Genomic DNA, 5,324 nt, shown 5'->3' on the forward strand with positions numbered 1-5,324 from the left:
GCGAGCGCGTTGCCGCAGGACGTCCCGGCGGAGGGCAAGCGCCGTGATCAGCGTACGGAGTTGCGGGACGCGGTGATCGTGCTGCTGCTGTCGACGGTGGGGCCGCGGGTGTCGGAGCTGGTACGCGCGAACGTGGAGGATTTCTTCACCAACGACGGGGTGCGTTACTGGCGGATCTTCGGCAAGGGCGGGCGGACGCGGGATGTTCCGTTGCCGGATGACGTGGCGAGGGTGTTGCAGGAGTATCTGGAGCGGGGGCGGCCGGCGGTGGCCGACAAGGCGTTGCTGCTGTCGTGGCGGGGGCGGCGGCTGGCGCGGGGCGATGTGCAGGCGGTGATCGACCGGGTGCAGCGGCGGGTGGATCCCGATCAGCAGCGTTCGGTGACGCCGCACGGGTTGCGGCATACGACGGCGACGCATCTGCTGGCGGACGCGGTCGACATGGACGCGGTGCGGCGGGTGCTGGGGCACAGCGATCTGTCGACGCTGGGCCGGTATCGCGATGAGCTGCCAGGTGAGCTGGAGGTGGCGATGCGCACCCATCCCCTGTTGCGCGGCAAGAGCGGGCGGTGACGTGTTCGAGGGGGCTCTCCCCCGGCGGGCGGGCGCAAGGACGGAGATTCGATAACTATACCGGTATCACGGGTATAGAGTGGTTTACATGGTGCGACCTCCGCTGACCCCCGAGGAGCGGCTGCGCGGCGAGCAGCTCGGCTCGATGCTGCGTCAGGCCCGCGGCGAGCGCAGCATCGTCGAGGTCGCCGCGGCCGCCGGCATGTCCGCCGAGACCCTCCGCAAGATCGAGACCGGCCGGATCGCCACGCCGGCGTTCTTCACCATCGCGGCCCTGTCCGACGTGCTCGGCATCTCGCTCGACCGCCTGGCCACCCGCTCCACACCCGCCCCCACCTGACCGGCCCAACCGGGGGAAGTGTCGGTGCCCTGCCCGAGCGTGTTCGCATGGACGACAGCATCGTGATCAGCGGGGCGCGGGTGAACAACCTGAAGAACCTGTCCCTGCGCATCCCCAAGAACAAGCCGGTGGTCTTCACCGGGGTGTCCGGGTCCGGCAAGTCGTCCGTCGTGTTCGCCACCGTCGCCGTGGAGTCGCAGCGCCAGCTGAACGAGACCTACTCCTGGTTCATCCGCAACCGGCTGCCGAAATACGACAAACCCGAGGCCGAAAGGCACTCCGCAGGCGCTGCTGTCCGTCCCGGGCTCGGTGACGGGCGCGCACCTCGCCGCCTCGTTGGACCGCGAGGGCGCAACGGTGCCGGGCGCCTGATCCGGGCCGGGGACGGCGTCGTCCTCGTAGACGTGGTCGACGGCCTGGTCCCTGCTGATGTCCCGGTTACCGGCGGGGTGGGGTTGCTCGGTGCAGCGGCGCGAGCGTGGATTGGCTCCGGGGAGGTGCGGGGCCGGGGTGGTGGATGTGTGCCGGCGATGGGGAGCCGAGCCGGGCGGCGGGGGCCGAGGGGGGACTACCTACACGGAGGCCGAGACGAATAGGTACCTATATGGGGATTTATCCCGTCTCGGTGTTTGGCGTGGTCGAGCAAGCTGAGTAGGTGCTCTGCACACATGCGCCAACACGGGGAGGGGATGCAATGCCAGCCATGTTGCAGCCGCAAGTCAAGCACGGCGTCGTTCCGAGCCAACCCGCGCTGCGGATGTTGTCGCGGAACGGGCTTTTGGCCATGGGGGATGGCCTGGCCGTTCGCGCCGGATTGGTGGGGCGGGACCGCGCCGTCTCGTGGCTGCTGTCGGCACGGCCTTCAGCGGTGCCGAGCGCGCGGCGGATGACCGCGGTCCGGTTGGCCGCGTGGGGATTGCAAGAGCAGGCTGAGGATGCCGACCTGCTCGTCGGCGAACTCGTCGCCGACGCCTTGCGGCACGCCACCGGCAGGATCAGGCTCACGCTCTGGGTGGAGGAAGGCCTGTTGCGCGGTGAGGTGGAGGACGTCAGTGCCCAGGCCGCGCCCACAGCCGCCGCACCGCGCCACATCCCGCTGCTGAACCGGCTGACGTGCTGCTGGGGGGTTGCCGGCAAGGTCATGTGGTTCGAGCTTGTCACCTCCGAGCGGGACTGCCCGCACACCCACCCGAACGGCACCGATCGAAAGGAATGACGCATCGTGCGCCAGACAAGGATCCGCATCTCCAAGCGGCCCCGCCGCCCAGCTCAGGGCATGGACCTGCGGACCCCGTCAGGACGGCCGCTGCCGTACTGACACCTATGAACGACAGCGGGACCGGCGGCGTCGGTTCCGCTGTTCAAATCGGCACGTCAACGGCGGTCATGGCCGTCGGCGCGGGCCCGCTCCCCCACCCACACCGCGATCTGCGCCCGCGAGCTGAACCCCAGCTTGCTCAAGATGTGCTCGATATGCCCCTCGGCGGTCCGCTGGGCGATCACCAGGGCCGCCGCGATCTCCTTGTTCGTCAGCCCTTGGGCGACCAGATCGGCGATCTCCGTCTCCCGGCGCGTCAGCGGCGTCTCCCCCTTGGCCGCCTGCTCGGGCTTGTCCTCCCGCAACGCGTACGCGAGCGCCTCGTCCAGGGGTATGCGGGCGCCGCGCCGTACGGCCGCCTCGAACGCCGCCTCCCCTAGAGCCTGACGCATCGCCGCCTGGCACTCCTCGTGGTAGCGGGCCAGGTGCCCGTACCCCGACAGCGGCGCCCCAACGGAGCTCCACATCGTCTCCAGGATCCCCAGCAGCCGCGCGGCCCGCTGGTGGTGGCCCTGACTGGCCGCGATCCAGGCCAGCACCTCGATGTTGAGGCCCGCGCCGAGCCGGTCGCCGAGCGAGCGGTTGAAGGTCAGGCTCTGCGTCTCCAGCTCCGCCGCCCGGGCCAGGTCCCCCTGCCGCCACACCTCCACGCCCAGCGCCATCATCGTGTACGCCTTGTGCCAGCCCTCCCCGTAGGCATCGCACACCGTCAGGCACTCCTCGCCCGCCGCGATGGCGCGCGAGGAGTCCCCCAGGAACGAGTGGGCGAGCGTCAGCCGGATGAGCGACAGCGCGATCCCCACCGGGTCGCCGTGTCGGCGGTGGCGGGCCAGGGCGTCCCTGTATAGCTCGATCGCGGCCTCCGTTCGCCCCTCGCACATGGCCACCATCCCGGAGAACAGCGCCACGTAGGCCAGGACCGGCTCGTCGTGCAGCTGCTCCCCGATACGGCGGCTCTCCTCCAGCATCGCGGTGGCGGCAGGGATGTCGGCCTGGATGACCGCCAGCCAGCTGGCGGCCCACAGCGCGTCAGCACGCACCGTGCCGGGCTCGGTGTCGGCGGCCAGCGCCCGCGCCAGCCAGCCGCGCCCCTCACCCAGGTAATAACTGGTGATCCAGTGATACAGCAGATCGCCGGCCATGCTCAGCCCCGCAGGAGCCCCCTGCGGCGTGCTCAGCCAGCTGTCGAGCGCGGCCCGCAGGTTGGCGTGCTCCCTCTGCAGCCGGGCGAACCAGGCGATCTGCTCGGGCCCGAACAGCTCCGCCCGCGCCTGCGCGGCAAGATCGCGATAATAACCACGGTGCCGTGCCTGCAGCTCGGCCTCGCGGCCGGAGCCGGCCAGCTGTTGACGTCCGTACTGGCGTAGCGTCTCCAGCATGCGGTAGCGCACGCCGCCCGGGTGGTCTTCTCGAATCAGCACGGACTTGTCCACCAGGCCGATCACCAGGTCGATCACGTCCTCCCGGGCGATTCCGTCCCCGCTGCAGACCGTCTCGGCCGCCTCCAGATCCAGTCCCCCGGCGAAGACCGAGGCCCGCTGCCACAGCAGGCGTTCTTCTTCCAGGCATAGCGCGTAACTCCAATCGATCAGTGCCCGCAGCGTCTGGTGCCGGGGCAGTACCGCTCTGGACCCGGCGGTCAGCAGGCGGAAACGGTCGTCGAGCCGGTCGAGCAGCTGCTGGGCCGACAGGGCGCGCAGCCGCACCGCGGCCAGTTCGATGCCCAGCGGCAGCCCGTCGAGGCGGCGCACGATACGGGTAACGACGTCGCGGTTGTCGTCGTCCACGGCGAATGCGGGCAGTACCGCACGGGCCCGTTCGGTGAACAGCCGCACCGCGTCCTGCTTCACCAGCGTCTCCAGCGGCGGCCGCGGCACCTCCCAGCCCGGCAGCGGCAGCGGCGCCACGGGCACCACCTGCTCGCTGGCGATGCCCAGCGGCTGCCGGCTGGTGGCCAGCACCCGCAGGTCGGGGGCCGCGCGCAGCAGCGTCTCGGCGAGCACCGCGCATTCGCCGACCATGTGCTCGCAGTTGTCCAGGATCAGCAGTGCCTGCTTGTCGCGCAGGTAGCGGGTCAGTACCCGCATCGGGGAGTCGCCGGTCTGGTCGCGGATCTCCAGCGCCTCGGCCACGGCCTGGGCGAGCATGGCGGGGCAGTCCAGCTCTGCCAGTTCGACCAGCCAGACGCCGTCGCGGAAGGCCCGCCGTACCTCCTGGCCGACCCGCAACGCCAGGCGTGTCTTGCCGACCCCGCCCACGCCGGTCAGCGTCACGGTCCTGGAGGCGGACAGCAACTGTTTGACCTCGGCCACCTCGTGCCGACGCCCCACGAAACTCGTCACCTCGGCAGGCAGCCCGCCGCTGGGCCGTCCCCGGACGGTGCAGGCAGTCACCGCTGTCATTGGCGCCTTCCGCGATGCGGCCGGCGGGTCTCCATCGGACCGCATCCCACGTGGTCCAGGTTATGTCCCGGCCGTTATCCCAGACGAGCACGGTCAAGAACCCACAACAAGATTTGGCCATCGCATGGTGTAACAGCGGCACGGCCGCGCTGCTCGGCGACGGCGTACTTCACCGGCGGGCCGGCGGCCCGGCAGGGGAAACGCAAGGAGCGGACGCGCGAGGTGGTGCAGGAGTGGAAGGAGTTGTTCGCCGGGGAGCCGGATTACCTGCGCGATGCGTGGCTGTAGTCGCCGCACTGACACATCAGGCGTCGAGCGTGGCCGGCACCGGCACCGGCAGTTCGAACCAGACGACCTTGCCCTGGCCCGTCGGGACGCTGCCCCAGCCCGACGACAGCACCTCCACCAGCAGCAGCCCGCGCGACCCCTCATCGTCGTCGGCGGCCGCGCGCGGGAGAGGAAGCAGCGGGCTGGAGTCCTCGACCTCGCAGCGCAGCAGCCCGTCGGCGGCCGACAGGCTCAGGCGCACGATCCCGCGCGCGTGCCGCACCGCGTTGGTTACCAGCTCGCTGATCAGCAGCTCGGCGAACTCGCACGCATGCTGCAGCCCCCATTCCACGAGCTGGGCCCGGGCCACGTGCCGGGCCCTGAACACCGAGCAGGCCCCGGGCGCGAACGTCCACGACGTCAG

General features: G+C 70.6%; 6 protein-coding genes. 4 read left to right on the forward strand and 2 right to left on the reverse strand.

Translation table 11 applies throughout. From position 1 onward, the window contains the following. The 4 genes from AB0J09_RS55220 to AB0J09_RS55235 all read left to right on the forward strand — a co-directional run. Positions 1 to 573, forward strand: a 573-nt coding sequence (locus AB0J09_RS55220; protein WP_360710378.1) for a tyrosine-type recombinase/integrase, incomplete at its 5' end; no start/stop codon positions are given. 88 nt (positions 574 to 661) lie between these two features. Further along, positions 662 to 913 carry a helix-turn-helix transcriptional regulator gene (locus AB0J09_RS55225; RefSeq protein ID WP_360710379.1) on the forward strand — a complete coding sequence of 84 codons (252 nt, stop codon included), beginning with the start codon at positions 662 to 664 and terminating at the stop codon, positions 911 to 913. Between the two features lie 47 nt (positions 914 to 960). Next, the gene (locus AB0J09_RS55230) at positions 961 to 1,509 is read left to right on the forward strand and encodes a hypothetical protein (RefSeq protein WP_360710380.1); all 549 of its coding nucleotides are present in this window, start codon (positions 961 to 963) and stop codon (positions 1,507 to 1,509) included. A gap of 107 nt (positions 1,510 to 1,616) precedes the next feature. After that, positions 1,617 to 2,129 carry a hypothetical protein gene (locus AB0J09_RS55235; protein WP_360710382.1) on the forward strand — a complete coding sequence of 171 codons (513 nt, stop codon included), beginning with the start codon at positions 1,617 to 1,619 and terminating at the stop codon, positions 2,127 to 2,129. A gap of 158 nt (positions 2,130 to 2,287) precedes the next feature. Here AB0J09_RS55235 and AB0J09_RS55240 read toward each other — a convergent pair whose 3' ends face one another. Both AB0J09_RS55240 and AB0J09_RS55245 read right to left on the reverse strand, forming a co-directional pair. Next, on the reverse strand, positions 2,288 to 4,633 hold the full coding sequence (locus tag AB0J09_RS55240; protein WP_360710384.1) for a LuxR C-terminal-related transcriptional regulator: 2,346 nt from the start codon (positions 4,631 to 4,633) through the stop codon (positions 2,288 to 2,290). A gap of 304 nt (positions 4,634 to 4,937) precedes the next feature. Beyond that, positions 4,938 to 5,324, reverse strand: a 387-nt coding sequence (locus AB0J09_RS55245) for an ATP-binding protein (RefSeq protein WP_360710386.1), incomplete at its 5' end; no start/stop codon positions are given.

Source organism: Nonomuraea sp. NPDC049784 (genome assembly GCF_040659615.1).
GTDB lineage: Bacteria > Actinomycetota > Actinomycetes > Streptosporangiales > Streptosporangiaceae > Nonomuraea.

Coding starts and splice junctions, on each gene's coding strand:
- AB0J09_RS55225 (WP_360710379.1), top strand. CDS start 662: ATGGTGCGACCTCCGCTGACCCCCGAGGAGCGGCTGCGCGGCGAGCAG.
- AB0J09_RS55230 (WP_360710380.1), top strand. CDS start 961: ATGGACGACAGCATCGTGATCAGCGGGGCGCGGGTGAACAACCTGAAG.
- AB0J09_RS55235 (WP_360710382.1), top strand. CDS start 1,617: ATGTTGCAGCCGCAAGTCAAGCACGGCGTCGTTCCGAGCCAACCCGCG.
- AB0J09_RS55240 (WP_360710384.1), bottom strand. CDS start 4,633: ATGACAGCGGTGACTGCCTGCACCGTCCGGGGACGGCCCAGCGGCGGG.